This is a genomic window from Micromonospora humi, from assembly GCF_900090105.1.
Taxonomy (GTDB): Bacteria; Actinomycetota; Actinomycetes; order Mycobacteriales; family Micromonosporaceae; genus Micromonospora; species Micromonospora humi.
Genome location: NZ_FMDM01000009.1, coordinates 170,533 through 186,767 on the forward strand (window position 1 = coordinate 170,533; position 16,235 = coordinate 186,767).

A 16,235-nucleotide genomic window follows, 5' to 3' on the forward strand; every position below is an offset into this window, starting at 1 on the left:
AGTCAGATCGTTTCGCGTGGGGTGGTTGATCGCCATCGGCGGTCAACCACCCTCGCGCGGCGTCCGGGTCGCGGTATCCGCGATCGGCGTCATGACCCACCGCGCGGTCAGAGAATCGCTCCGGAGCCTCGGGGCGGAGCCTGGTCCACGGGCGCGACACGCCCGACCGCGGGGGTCGGCGAAGTGGGGCCTGCACCAGCCGGTGCGGGTGCCCGCAAGACAGCGGCATCGAGAGAAGGAACAGAAGCCACCATGGCGGGACAGAAGATCCGCATCCGGCTCAAGGCCTATGACCACGAGGTCGTCGACTCGTCGGCTCGGAAGATCGTCGAGACGGTGACGCGTACCGGGGCGCAGGTCGCGGGCCCGGTGCCGCTGCCCACGGAGATCAACCGTTTCTGCGTCATCCGCTCGCCGCACAAGTACAAGGACTCGCGCGAGCACTTCGAGATGCGCACGCACAAGCGTCTGATCGACATCATCGACCCGACCCCGAAGACGGTCGACTCGCTCATGCGCCTCGACCTGCCGGCTGGCGTCGACATCGAGATCAAGCTGTAGGGATCGATCAAATGGACAGGCAAGTCAAGGGGATCCTGGGCGCCAAGCTCGGCATGACCCAGGTCTGGGACAACAACAAGGTTGTCCCCGTGACCGTGGTCGAGGCCGGCCCGTGCGTCGTGAGCCAGGTCCGTAGCGCCGACAAGGACGGCTACTCCGCCGTTCAGCTCGCCTACGGAGCCATCGACCCGCGCAAGGTCAAGAAGCCGGTCGCCGGGCACTACGCCAAGGCGGACGTCGCGCCGCGCCGGCACATCGTCGAGCTGCGCACCGCCGACGCCGCGGACTACGCGCCGGGCCAGGAGGTCACGGTCGGCGAGTTCCCGGTCGGCGCCGTGATCGACGTGACCGGCAAGACCAAGGGCAAGGGCTACGCCGGCCCGATGAAGCGGCACGGCTTCCACGGTCTGCGCGCCAGCCACGGTGTCGAGCGCAAGCACCGCTCGCCCGGCTCGATCGGCGCCTGCGCGACCCCGGGTCGCGTCTTCAAGGGCACCCGGATGGCGGGCCGGATGGGTGGCGTGCGCTACACCGTCCAGAACCTGACCGTCCAGGCGGTCGACACCGAGAACAACCTCCTGCTCGTCCGCGGTGCCATCCCTGGCCCGAAGGGCGCGCTGGTCCTGGTCCGCACCGCGGCCAAGGCGAAGGTGAAGAAGGGCGGTGTGGCCAAGTGACCACCGTTGACGTCCTCAACGTCGAAGGCGGCAAGAGCGGCTCCGTCGAGCTGCCGGCCGACATCTTCGACGTGCAGGCGAACATCGCGCTGATGCACCAGGTCGTGGTGGCTCAGCTCGCGGCGGCCCGGCAGGGTACGCACAAGACCAAGAGCCGCGGCGAGGTCTCCGGCGGTGGCCGGAAGCCCTACAAGCAGAAGGGCACCGGTCGTGCCCGCCAGGGCTCGACCCGCGCGCCGCAGTTCGCCGGCGGTGGCGTGGTCCACGGCCCGGTGCCGCGCGACTACAGCCAGCGGACCCCGAAGAAGATGAAGGCCGCCGCCCTGCGTGGCGCCCTCTCCGACCGGGCCCGCGCCGGCCAGGTGCACGTCGTCGAGGCGTTCGTCTCGGGCGAGCAGCCGTCCACCAAGGCGGCCCTGGCCACGCTGACCAAGCTGACCAGCGCCCGTCGGGTCCTGATCGTGCTGAGCAGCACCGACGAGCTGAACTGGGTGTCGCTGCGGAACCTGCGCAACGCGCGGGACAGCCGGGTGCACCTGATCGAGGCCGGCCAGCTCAACACCTACGACGTGCTGGTGGCCGACGACGTGGTCTTCACCAAGGAGGCCCTGGACGAGTTCCTGGGCGTGCCAGCCGAGACCACCGAGGAGGGTGGCAAGTGAGCACGATCGCCGATCCGCGTGACGTCATCGTCGCGCCGGTCGTCTCGGAGAAGAGCTACAGCGAGCTGAACCGGAACTGGTACACCTTCCTGGTGCACCCGGACGCGAACAAGACCGAGATCAAGATCGCTATCCAGCAGATCTTCAACGTCCGCGTCCTGACGGTCAACACGCTCAACCGCGAGGGCAAGCGCAAGCGGACCCGCACCGGGTTCGGCAAGCGCAAGGACACCAAGCGCGCGATGGTGAAGCTGGCTGACGGTGACCGTATCGAGGCCTTCGGCGGCCCGGTCAGCTGAGGGGTGTAGACAATGGCTATCCGTAAGTACAAGCCGACGACGCCGGGCCGACGCGGTTCGAGCGTCGCCGACTTCGCCGAGATCACCCGGTCCACGCCGGAGAAGTCGCTGCTGGCTCCGCTGCCGAAGAAGGGCGGACGCAACGCCCACGGCCGGATCACCACCCGGCACCACGGTGGCGGTCACAAGCGGCAGTACCGTCTGATCGACTTCAAGCGGGTCGACAAGGACGGCGTGCCGGCGAAGGTCGCCCACATCGAGTACGACCCGAACCGCACCGCGCGCATCGCGCTGCTGCACTACGCCGACGGCGAGAAGCGCTACATCCTCGCGCCGAAGGACCTGAAGCAGGGCGACCGCGTCGAGTCCGGTCCGGGCGCCGACATCAAGCCGGGCAACAACCTGCCGCTGCGCAACATCCCGGTGGGTACCACCATCCACAACGTGGAGCTGCGTCCGGGCGGCGGCGCCAAGCTGGCCCGCTCGGCCGGCGTCGGCATCCAGCTGCTCGGCCGTGAGGGCGCGTACGCGACCCTGCGTATGCCGTCCGGCGAGATCCGGCGGGTCGACGTGCGCTGCCGCGCCAGCGTCGGCGAGATCGGCAACGCCGACCAGTCGAACATCAACTGGGGCAAGGCCGGCCGCATGCGCTGGAAGGGCAAGCGCCCGACCGTCCGTGGTGTCGCCATGAACCCGGTCGACCACCCGCACGGTGGTGGTGAGGGTAAGACCTCCGGTGGTCGCCACCCGGTCAACCCGCAGGGTAAGCCCGAGGGCCGCACCCGTCGTAAGGGCCAGCCGAGCGACCGGCTGATCGTCCGCCGCCGCTACGCCACGCGTAAGCGCGGCTGAGGGAGATAAGACATGCCTCGCAGCCTGAAGAAGGGCCCGTTCGTCGACGACCACCTGCTCAAGAAGGTGGAGACGCAGAACGACAAGGGCTCGAAGAACGTGATCAAGACCTGGTCGCGGCGCTCGACGATCATCCCGGAGATGCTGGGTCACACGATCGCCGTGCACGACGGACGCAAGCACGTCCCGGTCTTCGTGACCGAGGCCATGGTCGGGCACAAGCTCGGCGAGTTCGCGCTGACCCGCACGTTCAAGGGTCACGAGAAGGACGACCGGAAGAGCCGCCGGCGCTGACGCCGCGGGCATACGGATAGAGGAACAAGGGGTTACAGCGATGCCAGGAAAGGGCGACGCTCCGGTGCTTCCGGGCGCGCGGGCGGTTGCGCGGCACGTGCGCATCTCGCCGATGAAGGCGCGCCGGGTGGTCAACCTCGTCCGCGGCCTGCCCGCGAAGGAGGCGCTCACGGTGCTGCAGTTCGCGCCGCAGGCTGCGAGCGAGCAGGTGTACAAGGTGCTCGCTAGCGCGATCGCCAACGCGGAGAACAACGAGCGGCTGGACCCCGACGCGCTGCTCGTCAGCGAGGCGTTCGTCGACGAGGGCCCGACGATGAAGCGGTTCCGGCCGCGGGCGCAGGGCCGGGCGTACCGGATCCGCAAGCGGACGTGCCACATCACCGTGGCGGTCGAGGCGGTGGCTCCGGCCGCGCCGAGGAAGTCGGCCAAGAAGGCCGCTCCGGCCAAGCAGGCCGAGCCGGCGCAGGCGCAGAGCACGACGGAGGGTGCCGAGTAATGGGTCAGAAGGTTCACCCCACTGGGTTCCGGCTCGGCATCTCGACCGACTGGAAGTCCCGCTGGTTCGCGGACAAGCTCTACAAGGACTACATCGGCGAGGATGTCAAGATCCGCCGGATGATGTCCAAGGGCCTCGAGCGCGCCGGCATCTCCAAGGTCGACATCGAGCGCACCCGGGACCGGGTCCGCGTCGACATCCACACCGCCCGGCCGGGCATCGTCATCGGCCGTAAGGGTGCGGAGGCCGACCGGATCCGCGGCGAGCTGGAGAAGCTCACCGGCAAGCAGGTCCAGCTGAACATCATCGAGGTGAAGAGCCCCGAGGCCGACGCTCAGCTGGTCGCCCAGGGCGTCGCCGAGCAGCTGTCCAGCCGGGTCAGCTTCCGTCGGGCCATGCGCAAGTCGATGCAGTCCGCGATGAAGAACCCGGCCTGCAAGGGCATCCGGGTCCAGGTCTCGGGCCGTCTCGGCGGCGCCGAGATGAGCCGGACCGAGTTCTACCGTGAGGGCCGCGTCCCGCTGCACACGCTGCGGGCCAACATCGAGTACGGCTTCTTCGAGGCCCGTACCACCTTCGGCCGGATCGGCGTGAAGGTCTGGATCTACAAGGGCGACGCCGTCCCGGGTCGCGAGACCCCGGCCGAGACCGCCCCGTCGCGCGGCCCGCGCCGCGACCGTGGCGACCGGCCGGACCGGCCGCGTCGTGGCCGGTCGGGTTCGTCGGGTACGACCGCCGGCGGTACCGAGGCCGGCCGGGCTGCCGCGACCACCATCGCGCAGCAGGCGGAGACGCCGGCCGGTGACCCGGTCGACAGCAGCGCTGTCGCCGCGGCCGCCTCGGCTCCGGCCGCCAACCAGCCGGCAGAACAGCAGCAGGAGGGCTGACAGATGCTGATGCCGCGCAAGCCCCCGAAGGGCTTCCGCAAGCCGCACCACCCGGACCGCCACGGCGCGTCCAAGGGTGGTAACCGGGTGGTGTTCGGCGAGTTCGGGATCCAGGCTCTCGAGCCGGCGTACGTGACCAACCGCCAGATCGAGTCGGCGCGTATCGCGATGACCCGCCACATCAAGCGTGGCGGCAAGGTCTGGATCACGATCTTCCCGGACCAGGCCCTCACCAAGAAGCCGGCCGAGACCCGGATGGGTTCCGGTAAGGGTTCTCCCGAGTGGTGGGTCGCCAACGTGAAGCCGGGGCGGGTCCTCTTCGAGATGTCCTTCCCCAACGAGCAGATCGCGCGAGAGGCGATGCGTCGCGCGATCCACAAGCTCCCGATGAAGTGCCGCATTGTTACGCGCGAAGTGGGTGAATCCTGATGGCAGCGGGCGTCAAGGCCTCCGAGCTGCGTGAGCTCTCCGAGGAGGAGCTGGTCACGAAGCTGCGCGAGGCGAAGGCGGAGCTGTTCAACCTCCGCGTACAGGGCGCGACCGGGCAGCTGGACAACAACCGGCGGCTGCAGGTCATCCGTCGGGAGATCGCCCGGATCTACACGATCATGCGTGAGCGTGAGTTGGGTCTCTCGACCGCGCCGACTGAGGTGACTGCATCATGAGTGACGAGAACGCCACCGCCACCGTGCGGGCCCGCCGTAAGGTCCGTGAGGGCCTCGTGGTGAGCGACAAGATGGACAAGACCGTCGTGGTCGAGGTCGAGGACCGGGTCAAGCACGCGCTGTACGGCAAGATCATGCGCCGTACGAGCAAGCTGAAGGTGCACGACGAGCAGAACTCGGCCGGCACCGGTGACCGGGTCCTGATCATGGAGACCCGGCCGCTCTCCGCCACCAAGCGGTGGCGGCTCGTGGAGATCCTCGAGAAGGCCAAGTAGCGAAGGCTCGAGCTCGGCCGGTATCGGTCGGGCGCAGGTTCCGCCAGGCTCCGGCCGCCCCCGGCGGCCGGAGAACCGGCAGACATAGGAGATAGACGTGATTCAGCAGGAGTCGCGACTGCGCGTCGCCGACAACACGGGTGCCCGGGAGATCCTGTGCATCCGGGTTCTCGGTGGCTCCGGTCGGCGCTACGCGAGCATCGGCGACGTCATCGTGGCCACGGTCAAGGACGCGATCCCCGGTGCCGGCGTGAAGAAGGGCGACGTCGTCAAGGCCGTCGTCGTTCGGACCGCCAAGGAGAGGCGGCGGCCGGACGGGTCGTACATCCGCTTCGACGAGAACGCCGCCGTCATCATCAAGGACGGCGGGGACCCGCGCGGCACCCGCATCTTCGGCCCGGTGGGCCGCGAGCTGCGGGACAAGCGGTTCATGAAGATCATCTCTCTCGCGCCGGAGGTGTTGTGACCGTGAAGGTCAAGAAGGGCGACACGGTCGTCGTCATCGCCGGCAAGGACAAGGGTGCCAAGGGCAAGGTCATCGCGGCCTACCCGCGGCAGGACAAGGTCCTGGTCGAGGGCGTGAACCGGGTCAAGAAGCACACTCGCATCAGCACCACCCAGCGTGGCGCCAAGACCGGTGGCATCGTCACCCAGGAGGCCCCGATCCACGTCTCGAACGTGATGGTCGTGGACTCCGACGGCAAGCCGACCCGCGTCGGCTACCGGATCGACGACAACGGCCAGAAGGTCCGCATCGCGCGTAGCACCGGTAAGGACCTGTGATGACCACGGCTACCGAAACGAAGACCCTGCCGCGTCTCAAGGAGCGGTACCGCAACGAGGTCGTGGCGAAGCTGCAGGAGCAGTACGCCTACGGCAACCCCATGCAGGTGCCCGGCCTGGTCAAGATCGTCGTCAACATGGGTGTCGGCGAGGCCGCTCGGGACGCCAAGCTGATCGACGGCGCCGTCCGCGACCTGGCCACGATCACCGGTCAGAAGCCGCTGGTCCGGCGGGCCACCAAGTCCATCGCGCAGTTCAAGCTCCGCGAGGGCATGCCGATCGGCGCGAAGGTCACCCTGCGGGGCGACCGGATGTGGGAGTTCCTGGACCGGCTGCTGTCCATCGCGCTGCCGCGTATCCGCGACTTCCGCGGTCTGGACGGGCGCAAGCTCGACGGGCACGGCAACTACACGTTCGGTCTGACCGAGCAGTCGGTGTTCCACGAGATCGACCAGGACAAGATCGATCGCCAGCGGGGCATGGACATCACGGTGGTCACGACCGCCACGACCGACGACGAGGGCCGGGCGCTGCTCAAGCTCCTGGGCTTCCCGTTCAAGGAGAACTGAGATGGCCAAGAAGGCGCTGATCCTCAAGGCGGCCGCGAAGCCGAAGTTCTCGGTTCGCGCGTACACCCGCTGCCAGCGGTGCGGGCGTCCGAAGGCGGTCTACCGCAAGTTCGGTCTCTGCCGGGTGTGCATCCGGGAGATGGCCCACCGCGGTGAGCTGCCCGGCGTGTCCAAGGCTTCCTGGTAATAGCCCGGCGCGCTCCGGCGCGTCAGCTGAACTGTCTCTTCGCCGTAGGCCCCGGGCCTGGCCCGGGGAACCCCGGCGAGAAAGGTTGACGAGTTTTCATGACGATGACCGACCCGATCGCAGACATGCTCACGCGTCTGCGTAACGCCAACCAGGCGTACCACGACCGGGTGACGATGCCCTACTCGAAGATCAAGGCGAACATCGCCGAGGTCCTCAAGGCCGAGGGTTACATCGCCGCCTGGTCGGTCGAGGACCCCGAGGAGGGTGCCGTCGGCAAGCGACTGGTCGTCGAGCTGAAGTACGGCCAGAGCCGCGAGCGGAGCCTGGCCGGCATCAAGCGCGTGTCCAAGCCCGGTCTCCGGGTGTACGCCAAGTCGGACGGGCTCCCGCGGGTGCTCGGCGGGCTGGGCGTGGCGATCATTTCGACGTCCCAGGGGCTGCTCACCGACCGGCAGGCCCGCAAGCGGAGTGTTGGCGGGGAAGTCCTCGCCTTCGTCTGGTAACGGGAGACTGGTAGAAATGTCGCGTATTGGACGTAAGTCGATCCCGGTGCCATCCGGCGTCGACATCACGATCGACGGCCAGACCGTCAAGGTCAAGGGCCCCAAGGGCGAGCTGAGCCACGTGCTGGCCGAGCCGATCACGGCGGAGCGCAGCGACAACGGCGAGCTGCTCGTCAACCGGCCCAACGACGAGCGCAAGGCCAAGGAACTGCACGGCCTGAGCCGTACCCTGGTGGCGAACATGATCGTCGGGGTGACCGAGGGCTACCGCAAGAGCCTGGAGATCGCCGGCACCGGTTACCGCGTGACCGCCAAGGGCAAGGACCTGGAGTTCGCTCTCGGGTTCTCGCACCCGGTCGTGGTGCAGGCGCCGGACGGCATCACCTTCACGGTCGAGCGGCCCACGCTGTTCCACGTGGCCGGCATCGACAAGCAGCAGGTCGGCGAGGTCGCCGCCAACATCCGGAAGATCCGCCCGCCGGAGCCCTACAAGGGCAAGGGCGTGAAGTACCAGGGCGAGGTCATCCGCCGCAAGGCTGGAAAGGCAGGTAAGAAGTGAGCGCCACGCTGCTCAAGCGCCGCCGCGGCGTTGCCGCCAAGCGTGCCGTCGGGCGTGCGCGTCGGCACTTCCGGGTCCGCAAGAACGTCAGCGGCACCGGCGAGCGTCCCCGCCTCGTCGTCACCCGTTCCCTGCGGCACATGGTCGCCCAGGTCGTCGACGACACCAAGGGTCACACCCTGGCGTCGGCCTCGACCATGGACGCCTCGCTGCGCGGCTCCGAGGGCGACAAGAGCGCCCTGGCCGGCAAGGTCGGCGCCCTGCTCGCCGAGCGTGCCAAGGCCGCCGGCGTCTCGAAGGTCGTCTTCGACCGCGGTGGCAACCGGTACGCGGGGCGGGTCGCCGCGCTTGCCGACGCCGCCCGCGAAGCCGGGCTCGAGTTCTAGAAACCCCGTCACGAGAGAGAAGGAAGGCTGCTGATGCCAGGTCAACAGCGCCGTGGCGGCGGGTCCGGTGGCAACGAGGGTGGTCGCCGCGACAACCGCCGTGAGGGCGGCCGCGGAAACGCGCCCGTCGAGAAGACCCCGCACCTCGAGCGGGTCGTCGCGATCAACCGCGTCGCCAAGGTCGTGAAGGGTGGTCGTCGCTTCAGCTTCACCGCCCTCGTGATCGTGGGCGACGGCGACGGCACCGTCGGCGTGGGCTACGGAAAGGCCAAGGAGGTGCCCGCGGCGATCGCCAAGGGTGTCGAGGAGGCCAAGAAGCACTTCTTCAAGGTGCCGCGGATCGGTCAGTCGATCCCGCACCCGGTCACGGGCGAGGACGCCGCCGGTGTGGTGCTGCTCAAGCCGGCCTCGGCCGGTACGGGCGTCATCGCCGGTGGTCCGGTGCGTGCCGTGCTGGAGTGCGCGGGCATCCACGACGTGCTCTCCAAGAGCCTCGGCTCGTCCAACCCGATCAACATCGTGCACGCCACCGTGGCGGCCCTGAAGGGGCTCGAGTCCCCCGAGCAGGTCGCGGCGCGTCGTGGCCTGCCGGTGGAGGACGTCGCGCCGGCCGCCATGCTGGCGTCGCGTGCGGGGGTGGCGTCCTGATGGCACGTCTGAAGGTCACCCAGGTCCGGTCCGGGATCGGGCGCAAGCAGAACCAGCGTGACTCGCTGCGTTCGCTCGGGCTCAAGCGGATCAACGACGTGGTGGTCAAGGAGGACCGGCCGGAGATCCGCGGCATGATCTTCACGGTCAACCACCTCGTGAAGGTCGAGGAGGTCGAGTAATGACGATCAAGGTGCACCACCTGCGCCCGGCGCCCGGAGCCAAGACCGACAAGACCCGTGTGGGTCGCGGTGAGGGCTCGAAGGGCAAGACCGCCGGTCGCGGTACCAAGGGTTCGAAGGCCCGGAAGAACATCTCGGCGGCGTTCGAGGGTGGGCAGATGCCCATCCACATGCGCCTGCCGAAGATGAAGGGCTTCAAGAACAAGTTCAAGGTCGTGTTCCAGGTGGTCAACCTGGACCGGCTGGCGGAGCTCTTCCCGAACGGCGGCCAGGTCGGCCCGGTCGAGCTGGTCGAGTCCGGCGCGGTCCGCAAGGGCCACCCGGTCAAGGTGCTTGGCACCGGCGACCTCGGCGGTGTCTCCCTCCAGGTGTCGGCGCACGCGTTCAGCGCGTCGGCCAAGGAGAAGATCACCGCGGCCGGCGGCTCGGTCACCGAGCTGTAAGGGCATGTTCGTGGCGCCCGCTCAGTTGTTCGCAACTGGGCGGGCGTCATGGTCTACCGGCCACGTGTGCGCCGGGTAACATCGGATTCGTTTTATGTAGCCGGGCACATCTGCCCGGACCGGGATCGGGCTGTTAGAGTCCGTTGCCAGCCATGGATTCCGGGCACTGGGCCCGGAATCCACCCCGCCCCGCCAGGGATCGTCACCGGCGGCCCGCGTCGCGCAGGAGGAAGAAGTTGCTGTCCGCCTTTCTCAGTGCGTTCCGTACGCCTGACCTGCGCAAGAAGCTGCTGTTCACAGTAGGCATCATCGCGGTCTACCGGCTGGGCGCCACGCTGCCCAGCCCGGGCGTCTCGTACGGCAACGTGCAGAAGTGCCTCGACACCATCCAGGGCAGCACCGGCGTGCTCAACCTGCTGGATCTCTTCTCCGGTGGCGCGCTGCTCCAGCTCTCGGTCTTCGCGCTGGGCATCATGCCCTACATCACCGCGTCGATCATCCTGCAGCTGCTGACGGTGGTGATCCCGCGCCTGGAGCAGCTCCGCAAGGAGGGCCAGGCCGGTCAGGCGAAGATCACCCAGTACACCCGCTACCTCACGCTGGGCCTGGGCATCCTCCAGTCCTCGGCGTTCGTGGCGCTGGCCCGCTCCGGGCAGCTGTTCAACAACCAGTGCGACCAGTTCCCGATCGTGCCCAGGGGCACCGGCATCCCGGACTGGCTCACGCTCACCATCCTGGTCCTGACCATGACCGCCGGCACCGGCGTGGTGATGTGGCTCGGCGAGCTGATCACCGACCGGGGTGTCGGCAACGGCATGTCCGTGCTGATCTTCACCTCGATCGCGGCCCGGCTCCCCAGCGAGGGCTGGAAGATCAAGACCACCAAGGGCTGGGGGATGTTCCTCCTCGTCATCGCCCTGGTGCTGCTGGTGATCACCGCGGTCACGTTCATCGAGCAGGCGCAGCGCCGGATCCCGGTCCAGTACGCGAAGCGCATGATCGGCCGGCGGATGTACGGCGGCACGTCGACCTACATCCCGCTCAAGGTGAACCAGGCCGGCGTCATCCCGGTCATCTTCGCCTCGTCGCTGCTCTACCTGCCGACGCTCGCGCTCCAGTTCTTCGACCAGAACGACCCGGGCAAGACCCAGGCCTGGATCCAGAACCACATCGTGAAGGCGAGCGCGCCGGAGCACATCGCGATCTACTTCCTGCTGATCATCTTCTTCACGTACTTCTACGTGTCGATCACGTTCAACCCGACCGAGGTCGCGGACAACATGAAGAAGTACGGCGGCTTCGTGCCGGGCATCCGCCCCGGCAAGCCGACCGCCGAGTACCTCGACTTCATCCTCAGCCGGATCACCCTGCCGGGCGCGCTCTACCTGGGCATCGTCGCGATCCTGCCGAACTTCTTCTTCATCTGGCTGGACAACCAGCAGTTCCAGAACTTCCCGTTCGGCGGCACCGCTGTGCTCATCATGGTCGGCGTCGGTCTGGAGACCGTGAAGCAGATCGAGAGCCAACTCATGCAGCGGAACTACGAAGGGTTCCTGCGGTAGATGCGACTCGTTCTGGTTGGCCCGCCGGGCGCGGGCAAGGGCACACAGGCGGAGTTCATCGCCGCTCACCTCTCGGTGCCGAAGATCTCCACCGGCGACATCTTCCGGGCCAACGTCACCCAGGGCACGCCGCTGGGGGTCGAGGCGAAGCGCTACATGGACGCCGGCAAGCTGGTCCCGGACGACGTCACCATCAACATGGTCCGGGACCGGCTCGCCGAGCCGGACGCCGGTGAGGGGTTCCTGCTCGACGGCTTCCCGCGGACCACGCCGCAGGCCGCCGAGCTGGACAAGCTCCTCGCCGACCTGGGCAGCGCGTTGGACCTGGTGCTGGAGCTGGTGGTCGACGACGACGAGGTGATCCGGCGGCTCTCCGGCCGGCGCACCTGCCGCGGCTGCGGCAAGATCTGGCACGTCGAGTTCGACGCCCCCAGCCGGGAGGACGTCTGCGACCGCTGCGGCGCGGAGCTGTTCCAGCGGGACGACGACAAGCCGGAGACGATCGCCGCCCGGCTCCGGGAATACTCCGAGAAGACCGCGCCGCTCGTCGACTACTACGGCGCGCAGGGCAAGCTGGTCGGCATCGACGCGGCGGGGCCGGTGGAGGACGTCACCGTCCGCGCCATCGACGCGCTGCGGTCGTACGGCGGCTGACCTCCCACCGGCGGATAGAGTACGAACAGCGGGGTACGCGAGACGTGCCCCGCTGTTCCGTGTAACGAAAGGTGACGCCGTCATGCGCCGTCCCCAGCTGGACATCCAGCTGAAGACCCCCGAGCAGATCGAGCTGATGCGGGCCGCCGGTCTGGTGGTCGCCCGGGCCCTGTCTCGGATGCGGGAGGCGGTCGCGCCCGGCGTGACCACGGCCGACCTGGACGCGATCGCCGAGACGACCATCCGGGAGGCCGGGGCCGTTCCGTCGTTCAAGGGCTACCACGGCTTCCCGGCGTCGATCTGCTCCTCGGTCAACGAACAGGTGGTGCACGCCATCCCGTCGCCGGAGCAGGTGCTGCGCGAGGGAGACCTGATCTCGATCGACTGCGGCGCGGTGCTGAACGGCTGGCACGGCGACGCGGCGGTCACGGTGGCGGTGGGGGAGGTCGACCCGGCGCTGCTGCGGATGGCCGAGGTCGCCGAGGACGCGATGTGGGCCGGGATCGCCGCGGCGGCCCGGGGCGCCGCGTCCGGTCGGGGCCGCCTCACCGACATCTCGCACGCGGTGGAGACCGCGGTCCGCAAGGGCGGCCGGTACGGCATCGTGGACGGCTACGGCGGCCACGGCATCGGCACCGAGATGCACCAGGACCCGCACGTGCTCAACCACGGTCGCCCCGGCAAGGGCCCGCGCCTGGTGCCCGGCCTGGCGCTCGCCATCGAGCCGATGATCACCGCCGGCTCCCCGCGTACCGTCGAACTGGCCGACGGTTGGACGGTGGTGACCCGGGACCGGTCCATGGCGGTGCACGTGGAGCACTCGATGGCGCTGCTGGACGACGGCGTGTGGGTGCTGACCGCGGTCGACGGCGGCCGGGCGCGCCTCGGCGACCTGGTCACCTCCCGCCAGCCCGCGGACTCCCCGGCCCGCTGACCCGTCCGTCACCCGGCCGGATCACCGGTGACCCGTGGTTCCGATGGCGACGGCGACGTCAGGGCGGGATCCGCGGCCGGGCGGGTTTCCCTTTTCTGCGGTATACCTCTCCGTCATAAATATGACCGAGAGGTATACCGGCGAAAAGATGGTTGTCCACCGCGGGCGGGTGGCGAGTCGTCCGACCGCGCCGCAACGGGGGTCGACGTGGTGGCGGTCGAGGTCAGCGCTCGCGTGGGGCCGGGTTTCCGTCCGCTGGCGGGTCGGTGGCATCCTTGCCGTCATGGACGGGGAGCGGGAGATGCGGGCGGCCGACCGGGACCGGGAGGCCACGGCGGAGCGGCTCCGGCTGGCGCTGGAGGAGGGCCGGCTCGGCCTGCACGAGTACGACGAGCGGCTGGGCCGCGCGTACGGCGCCCGTACCTACGCCGAGCTGGACGAGGTGGTGGCGGACCTGCCGGGCCCGGCCCCGGCCGAGCGGTCTGCCGTGGTGCCGGTCGCGCCGGTTCCGCCGCCCGCGCCGGCGGCCCCCGGCGAGCACGGCCCGGCCGGCGCGCCGGGCGCGACCGCCGAGCCCGGGGCGGGAGACGTGGCCGCCGAGGCGCCGGACACCCGCTCGCGGTTGCTCGGCCTCTGGATGCCGTGGCTACGGGTCGCCGCGCTGCTGCTGCCGATCTGGTTGATCAGCGTGATCACCACCGGCCACGTGGCCGGTGTCTGGCCGCTCTGGGTGCTGGGGCCGTGGGGCGGCCTGGTGCTGATGCAGTCGGTCGGGCTGATCGGGGTGGATCACGGCCGGAAGCGGCCCGACCGCCGCCGCTGATCTGTGCCGCTGGTCACAGCGGGAACGGAAATCGGTCGTTCGGGCCGGGCGGTTTGGCGGCGGTGCGCGGGCGGGCGTACACTTTCAGATCGGCGCACAGCGTCCACTCCGCCATGCCCACCCTGCGCTTCGGTGGGAGTCGGAGCCGCGGCTGGCGCGGGCTTCCTGATCTTGATCGGGTGGCCCGTGTAAGACGTTGTGGGCCGTCCGGAGCAACCGACGTCAGGACAGCGGAGTACATGCCGAAAAAAGACGGAGCCATCGAGATCGAGGGTCGGGTCATCGAGCCCCTGCCGAACGCCATGTTCCGGGTGGAGCTCGCGAACGGCCACAAGGTGCTCGCGCACATCAGCGGCAAGATGCGGCAGCACTACATCCGCATCCTGCCGGAGGACCGGGTCGTCGTCGAACTGTCGCCGTACGACCTGACCCGCGGGCGCATCGTCTACCGCTACAAGTAAGCCTGACGGCGGCCGGGACGTCCCGTGTCCGTCTTCGACGTCCGGGTCGCGCTTGCGCGCTCCGGGCCAGATGGGAAGTAAGGCAACCGTGAAGGTCAAGCCGAGCGTCAAGAGGATCTGCAACAAGTGCCGGGTTATCCGCCGGCACGGCCGGGTCATGGTCATCTGCACCGACCCGCGCCACAAGCAGCGCCAGGGCTGACGCCCCACATCACCAAGCTCGTCCCAGCCGCGGACGGTGCGCGTGTCGCGTACCCCTCGTGGTTGACCCCCGGTCGGAGGCCGGGGCCCGCTCGGGCAGCGGGGTGGGACGGGTCCACACCTCCGCCACAATCATGAGGAGTACGCCCGCACATGGCACGTCTAGTCGGCGTGGATCTCCCCCGCGAGAAGCGGATGGAGATCGCGCTCACCTACATCTTCGGGGTCGGTCGCACCCGCGCCCTGGAGACGCTCGCCGCGACCGGCATCTCGCCGGACAAGCGCGTTCGGGACCTCACGGACGAGGAGCTCGTCGAGCTCCGGAACCACATCGAGGGCAACTACAAGGTTGAGGGCGACCTGCGCCGCGAGGTCGCCGCTGACATCCGCCGCAAGGTCGAGATCGGCTGCTACGCCGGTATCCGGCACCGTCGTGGTCTGCCCGTGCGTGGTCAGCGCACCAAGACCAACGCGCGCACCCGGAAGGGCCCGAAGCGGACCGTGGCCGGCAAGAAGAAGCCCGGCAAGAAGTAACTAGGAGCGCACAGACTTATGCCACCGAAGGCTCGTGCCGGAGCCGCCGTCAAGAAGGTCCGGCGCAAGGAACGCAAGAACGTCGCCCACGGGCAGGCGCACATCAAGAGCACCTTCAACAACACCATCGTGTCCATCACGGACCCGACCGGTGCGGTCATCTCCTGGGCCTCCTCCGGCCAGGTGGGCTTCAAGGGCTCCCGCAAGTCGACCCCGTTCGCCGCGCAGCTGGCCGCCGAGGCCGCCGCGCGTCGGGCCATGGAACACGGCATGCGCAAGGTCGACGTGTTCGTCAAGGGACCCGGCTCCGGCCGGGAGACCGCCATCCGTTCGCTGCAGGCCGCCGGCCTCGAGGTCGGGCAGATCTCCGACGTCACGCCGCAGCCGCACAACGGGTGCCGTCCGCCGAAGCGTCGCCGGGTCTGAGAGGTTAGAGAGAGATGGCTCGTTACACCGGTGCTGACTGCCGCCGTTGCCGGCGGGAGAAGATGAAGCTGTTCCTCAAGGGCAGCAAGTGCGATGGCCCGAAGTGCCCGTTCGAGTCCCGGCCGTTCCCGCCCGGGCAGCACGGCCGCGGCCGCACGAAGGAGACGGAGTACCTGCTCCAGCTCCGTGAGAAGCAGAAGGCCCGCCGTGTCTACGGCGTGCTGGAGAAGCAGTTCCGCGGCTACTACGAAGAGGCCGTGGGCAAGAAGGCCAAGACGGGTGAGGTTCTGCTGCAGATCCTCGAGTCGCGGCTGGACAACGTGGTCTACCGGGCCGGCTACGCCAAGTCCCGGGACATGGCCCGTCAGCTGGTCAAGCACGGTCACTTCACGGTGAACGGCAAGAAGGTCGACATCCCGTCGTACCGCGTCAAGGAGCACGACATCGTCGAGGTCCGGGGCAAGAGCAAGGAGCTCACCCCGTTCATCGTCGCGCAGGCCGAGGCCGGCTCCAAGACCGTTCCGGCGTGGCTCGAGGCCATCCCCAGCCAGATGAAGGTCCTCGTGCACTCGCTCCCGGCCCGCCAGGTGATCGACACCCAGGTCCAGGAGCAGCTGATCGTCGAGCTCTACTCCAAGTAAGGGCTCGTTGCGGTGGCCCGTCCCCCGGGGCGGGCCACCGGAACAGTTGTGTCGTGGGCGTCAAATAG

Annotated in this window: 30 protein-coding genes; all 30 read left to right on the forward strand. The window is 68.8% G+C overall.

What is annotated here, in order from left to right; translation table 11 throughout:
- Positions 1 to 252: 252 nt before the first annotated feature.
- The 30 genes from rpsJ (at position 253) to rpsD (ending at position 16,167) form a co-directional block, all read left to right on the forward strand.
- The gene (gene rpsJ, locus GA0070213_RS18645) at positions 253 to 561 is read left to right on the forward strand and encodes a 30S ribosomal protein S10 (RefSeq protein WP_007073037.1); all 309 of its coding nucleotides are present in this window, start codon (positions 253 to 255) and stop codon (positions 559 to 561) included.
- An 11-nt stretch (positions 562 to 572) separates the two neighbouring features.
- Positions 573 to 1,238 (forward strand): 50S ribosomal protein L3, encoded by a 666-nt coding sequence (rplC, locus tag GA0070213_RS18650; RefSeq protein WP_091065776.1) that lies wholly within the window; start codon positions 573 to 575, stop codon positions 1,236 to 1,238.
- Positions 1,235 to 1,900, forward strand: coding sequence for a 50S ribosomal protein L4 (gene rplD, locus GA0070213_RS18655; protein WP_091065780.1), 666 nt, complete (start codon positions 1,235 to 1,237; stop codon positions 1,898 to 1,900). Before rplC ends, rplD begins: the two co-directional genes overlap by 4 nt.
- On the forward strand, positions 1,897 to 2,199 hold the full coding sequence (gene rplW, locus GA0070213_RS18660; protein WP_013288632.1) for a 50S ribosomal protein L23: 303 nt from the start codon (positions 1,897 to 1,899) through the stop codon (positions 2,197 to 2,199). The genes rplD and rplW overlap by 4 nt, the downstream gene beginning before the upstream one ends.
- Positions 2,200 to 2,211: 12 nt before the next feature.
- On the forward strand, positions 2,212 to 3,051 hold the full coding sequence (gene rplB / locus GA0070213_RS18665) for a 50S ribosomal protein L2 (protein WP_091065788.1): 840 nt from the start codon (positions 2,212 to 2,214) through the stop codon (positions 3,049 to 3,051).
- A gap of 12 nt (positions 3,052 to 3,063) precedes the next feature.
- Positions 3,064 to 3,345, forward strand: coding sequence for a 30S ribosomal protein S19 (gene rpsS / locus GA0070213_RS18670; RefSeq protein ID WP_007073032.1), 282 nt, complete (start codon positions 3,064 to 3,066; stop codon positions 3,343 to 3,345).
- A 40-nt stretch (positions 3,346 to 3,385) separates the two neighbouring features.
- Positions 3,386 to 3,841 carry a 50S ribosomal protein L22 gene (gene rplV / locus GA0070213_RS18675; protein WP_091065791.1) on the forward strand — a complete coding sequence of 152 codons (456 nt, stop codon included), beginning with the start codon at positions 3,386 to 3,388 and terminating at the stop codon, positions 3,839 to 3,841.
- On the forward strand, positions 3,841 to 4,728 hold the full coding sequence (gene rpsC, locus GA0070213_RS18680) for a 30S ribosomal protein S3 (protein ID WP_091065794.1): 888 nt from the start codon (positions 3,841 to 3,843) through the stop codon (positions 4,726 to 4,728). Before rplV ends, rpsC begins: the two co-directional genes overlap by 1 nt.
- Positions 4,729 to 4,731: 3 nt before the next feature.
- Positions 4,732 to 5,157, forward strand: a complete 426-nt coding sequence (gene rplP, locus GA0070213_RS18685) for a 50S ribosomal protein L16 (protein WP_073834927.1) — start codon at positions 4,732 to 4,734, stop codon at positions 5,155 to 5,157.
- The gene (gene rpmC / locus GA0070213_RS18690) at positions 5,157 to 5,393 is read left to right on the forward strand and encodes a 50S ribosomal protein L29 (RefSeq protein ID WP_091065796.1); all 237 of its coding nucleotides are present in this window, start codon (positions 5,157 to 5,159) and stop codon (positions 5,391 to 5,393) included. Before rplP ends, rpmC begins: the two co-directional genes overlap by 1 nt.
- Positions 5,390 to 5,668, forward strand: coding sequence for a 30S ribosomal protein S17 (rpsQ, locus tag GA0070213_RS18695; RefSeq protein WP_091065800.1), 279 nt, complete (start codon positions 5,390 to 5,392; stop codon positions 5,666 to 5,668). Before rpmC ends, rpsQ begins: the two co-directional genes overlap by 4 nt.
- Before the next feature lie 97 nt (positions 5,669 to 5,765).
- The gene (rplN, locus tag GA0070213_RS18700; RefSeq protein ID WP_007465279.1) at positions 5,766 to 6,134 is read left to right on the forward strand and encodes a 50S ribosomal protein L14; all 369 of its coding nucleotides are present in this window, start codon (positions 5,766 to 5,768) and stop codon (positions 6,132 to 6,134) included.
- A complete protein-coding gene (gene rplX, locus GA0070213_RS18705) occupies positions 6,131 to 6,451 on the forward strand; it encodes a 50S ribosomal protein L24 (RefSeq protein ID WP_018217055.1) in 321 nt (106 codons plus the stop codon). The genes rplN and rplX overlap by 4 nt, the downstream gene beginning before the upstream one ends.
- Entirely contained in the window at positions 6,451 to 7,020 is a 570-nt protein-coding gene (rplE, locus tag GA0070213_RS18710) for a 50S ribosomal protein L5 (RefSeq protein ID WP_091065804.1), read from the forward strand. Before rplX ends, rplE begins: the two co-directional genes overlap by 1 nt.
- 1 nt (position 7,021) lies before the next feature.
- Positions 7,022 to 7,207 (forward strand): type Z 30S ribosomal protein S14, encoded by a 186-nt coding sequence (locus GA0070213_RS18715; protein ID WP_007073023.1) that lies wholly within the window; start codon positions 7,022 to 7,024, stop codon positions 7,205 to 7,207.
- Positions 7,208 to 7,305: 98 nt separating this feature from the next.
- Positions 7,306 to 7,713 carry a 30S ribosomal protein S8 gene (rpsH, locus tag GA0070213_RS18720; protein WP_091065808.1) on the forward strand — a complete coding sequence of 136 codons (408 nt, stop codon included), beginning with the start codon at positions 7,306 to 7,308 and terminating at the stop codon, positions 7,711 to 7,713.
- Between the two features lie 16 nt (positions 7,714 to 7,729).
- A complete protein-coding gene (gene rplF, locus GA0070213_RS18725) occupies positions 7,730 to 8,272 on the forward strand; it encodes a 50S ribosomal protein L6 (RefSeq protein ID WP_091065811.1) in 543 nt (180 codons plus the stop codon).
- Positions 8,269 to 8,658, forward strand: a complete 390-nt coding sequence (gene rplR / locus GA0070213_RS18730) for a 50S ribosomal protein L18 (RefSeq protein WP_091065815.1) — start codon at positions 8,269 to 8,271, stop codon at positions 8,656 to 8,658. The genes rplF and rplR overlap by 4 nt, the downstream gene beginning before the upstream one ends.
- Positions 8,659 to 8,691: 33 nt before the next feature.
- Positions 8,692 to 9,306 carry a 30S ribosomal protein S5 gene (rpsE, locus tag GA0070213_RS18735; RefSeq protein ID WP_013288621.1) on the forward strand — a complete coding sequence of 205 codons (615 nt, stop codon included), beginning with the start codon at positions 8,692 to 8,694 and terminating at the stop codon, positions 9,304 to 9,306.
- Positions 9,306 to 9,488: a 50S ribosomal protein L30 gene (rpmD, locus tag GA0070213_RS18740; protein ID WP_091065818.1), complete on the forward strand. Its 183-nt coding sequence runs from the start codon at positions 9,306 to 9,308 to the stop codon at positions 9,486 to 9,488. The genes rpsE and rpmD overlap by 1 nt, the downstream gene beginning before the upstream one ends.
- Positions 9,488 to 9,931: a 50S ribosomal protein L15 gene (gene rplO / locus GA0070213_RS18745; RefSeq protein ID WP_091065821.1), complete on the forward strand. Its 444-nt coding sequence runs from the start codon at positions 9,488 to 9,490 to the stop codon at positions 9,929 to 9,931. The genes rpmD and rplO overlap by 1 nt, the downstream gene beginning before the upstream one ends.
- A gap of 236 nt (positions 9,932 to 10,167) precedes the next feature.
- On the forward strand, positions 10,168 to 11,493 hold the full coding sequence (gene secY, locus GA0070213_RS18750; RefSeq protein WP_091065823.1) for a preprotein translocase subunit SecY: 1,326 nt from the start codon (positions 10,168 to 10,170) through the stop codon (positions 11,491 to 11,493).
- Complete coding sequence (locus tag GA0070213_RS18755; RefSeq protein WP_091065826.1) at positions 11,494 to 12,147, forward strand: adenylate kinase; 654 nt, start codon at positions 11,494 to 11,496, stop codon at positions 12,145 to 12,147.
- A gap of 82 nt (positions 12,148 to 12,229) precedes the next feature.
- Positions 12,230 to 13,081 carry a type I methionyl aminopeptidase gene (gene map / locus GA0070213_RS18760; protein WP_091065829.1) on the forward strand — a complete coding sequence of 284 codons (852 nt, stop codon included), beginning with the start codon at positions 12,230 to 12,232 and terminating at the stop codon, positions 13,079 to 13,081.
- A 283-nt stretch (positions 13,082 to 13,364) separates the two neighbouring features.
- Positions 13,365 to 13,904: a DUF1707 SHOCT-like domain-containing protein gene (locus tag GA0070213_RS18765; protein WP_245716456.1), complete on the forward strand. Its 540-nt coding sequence runs from the start codon at positions 13,365 to 13,367 to the stop codon at positions 13,902 to 13,904.
- 239 nt (positions 13,905 to 14,143) lie between these two features.
- A complete protein-coding gene (gene infA / locus GA0070213_RS18770) occupies positions 14,144 to 14,365 on the forward strand; it encodes a translation initiation factor IF-1 (RefSeq protein ID WP_007073013.1) in 222 nt (73 codons plus the stop codon).
- Between the two features lie 88 nt (positions 14,366 to 14,453).
- Positions 14,454 to 14,567, forward strand: a complete 114-nt coding sequence (rpmJ, locus tag GA0070213_RS18775) for a 50S ribosomal protein L36 (protein WP_012184307.1) — start codon at positions 14,454 to 14,456, stop codon at positions 14,565 to 14,567.
- A 152-nt stretch (positions 14,568 to 14,719) separates the two neighbouring features.
- Positions 14,720 to 15,100, forward strand: coding sequence for a 30S ribosomal protein S13 (rpsM, locus tag GA0070213_RS18780; protein ID WP_013288614.1), 381 nt, complete (start codon positions 14,720 to 14,722; stop codon positions 15,098 to 15,100).
- Positions 15,101 to 15,118: 18 nt separating this feature from the next.
- Positions 15,119 to 15,526, forward strand: a complete 408-nt coding sequence (gene rpsK, locus GA0070213_RS18785) for a 30S ribosomal protein S11 (RefSeq protein WP_014440747.1) — start codon at positions 15,119 to 15,121, stop codon at positions 15,524 to 15,526.
- A 14-nt stretch (positions 15,527 to 15,540) separates the two neighbouring features.
- On the forward strand, positions 15,541 to 16,167 hold the full coding sequence (rpsD, locus tag GA0070213_RS18790; protein ID WP_091065834.1) for a 30S ribosomal protein S4: 627 nt from the start codon (positions 15,541 to 15,543) through the stop codon (positions 16,165 to 16,167).
- Positions 16,168 to 16,235 lie beyond the last annotated feature (68 nt).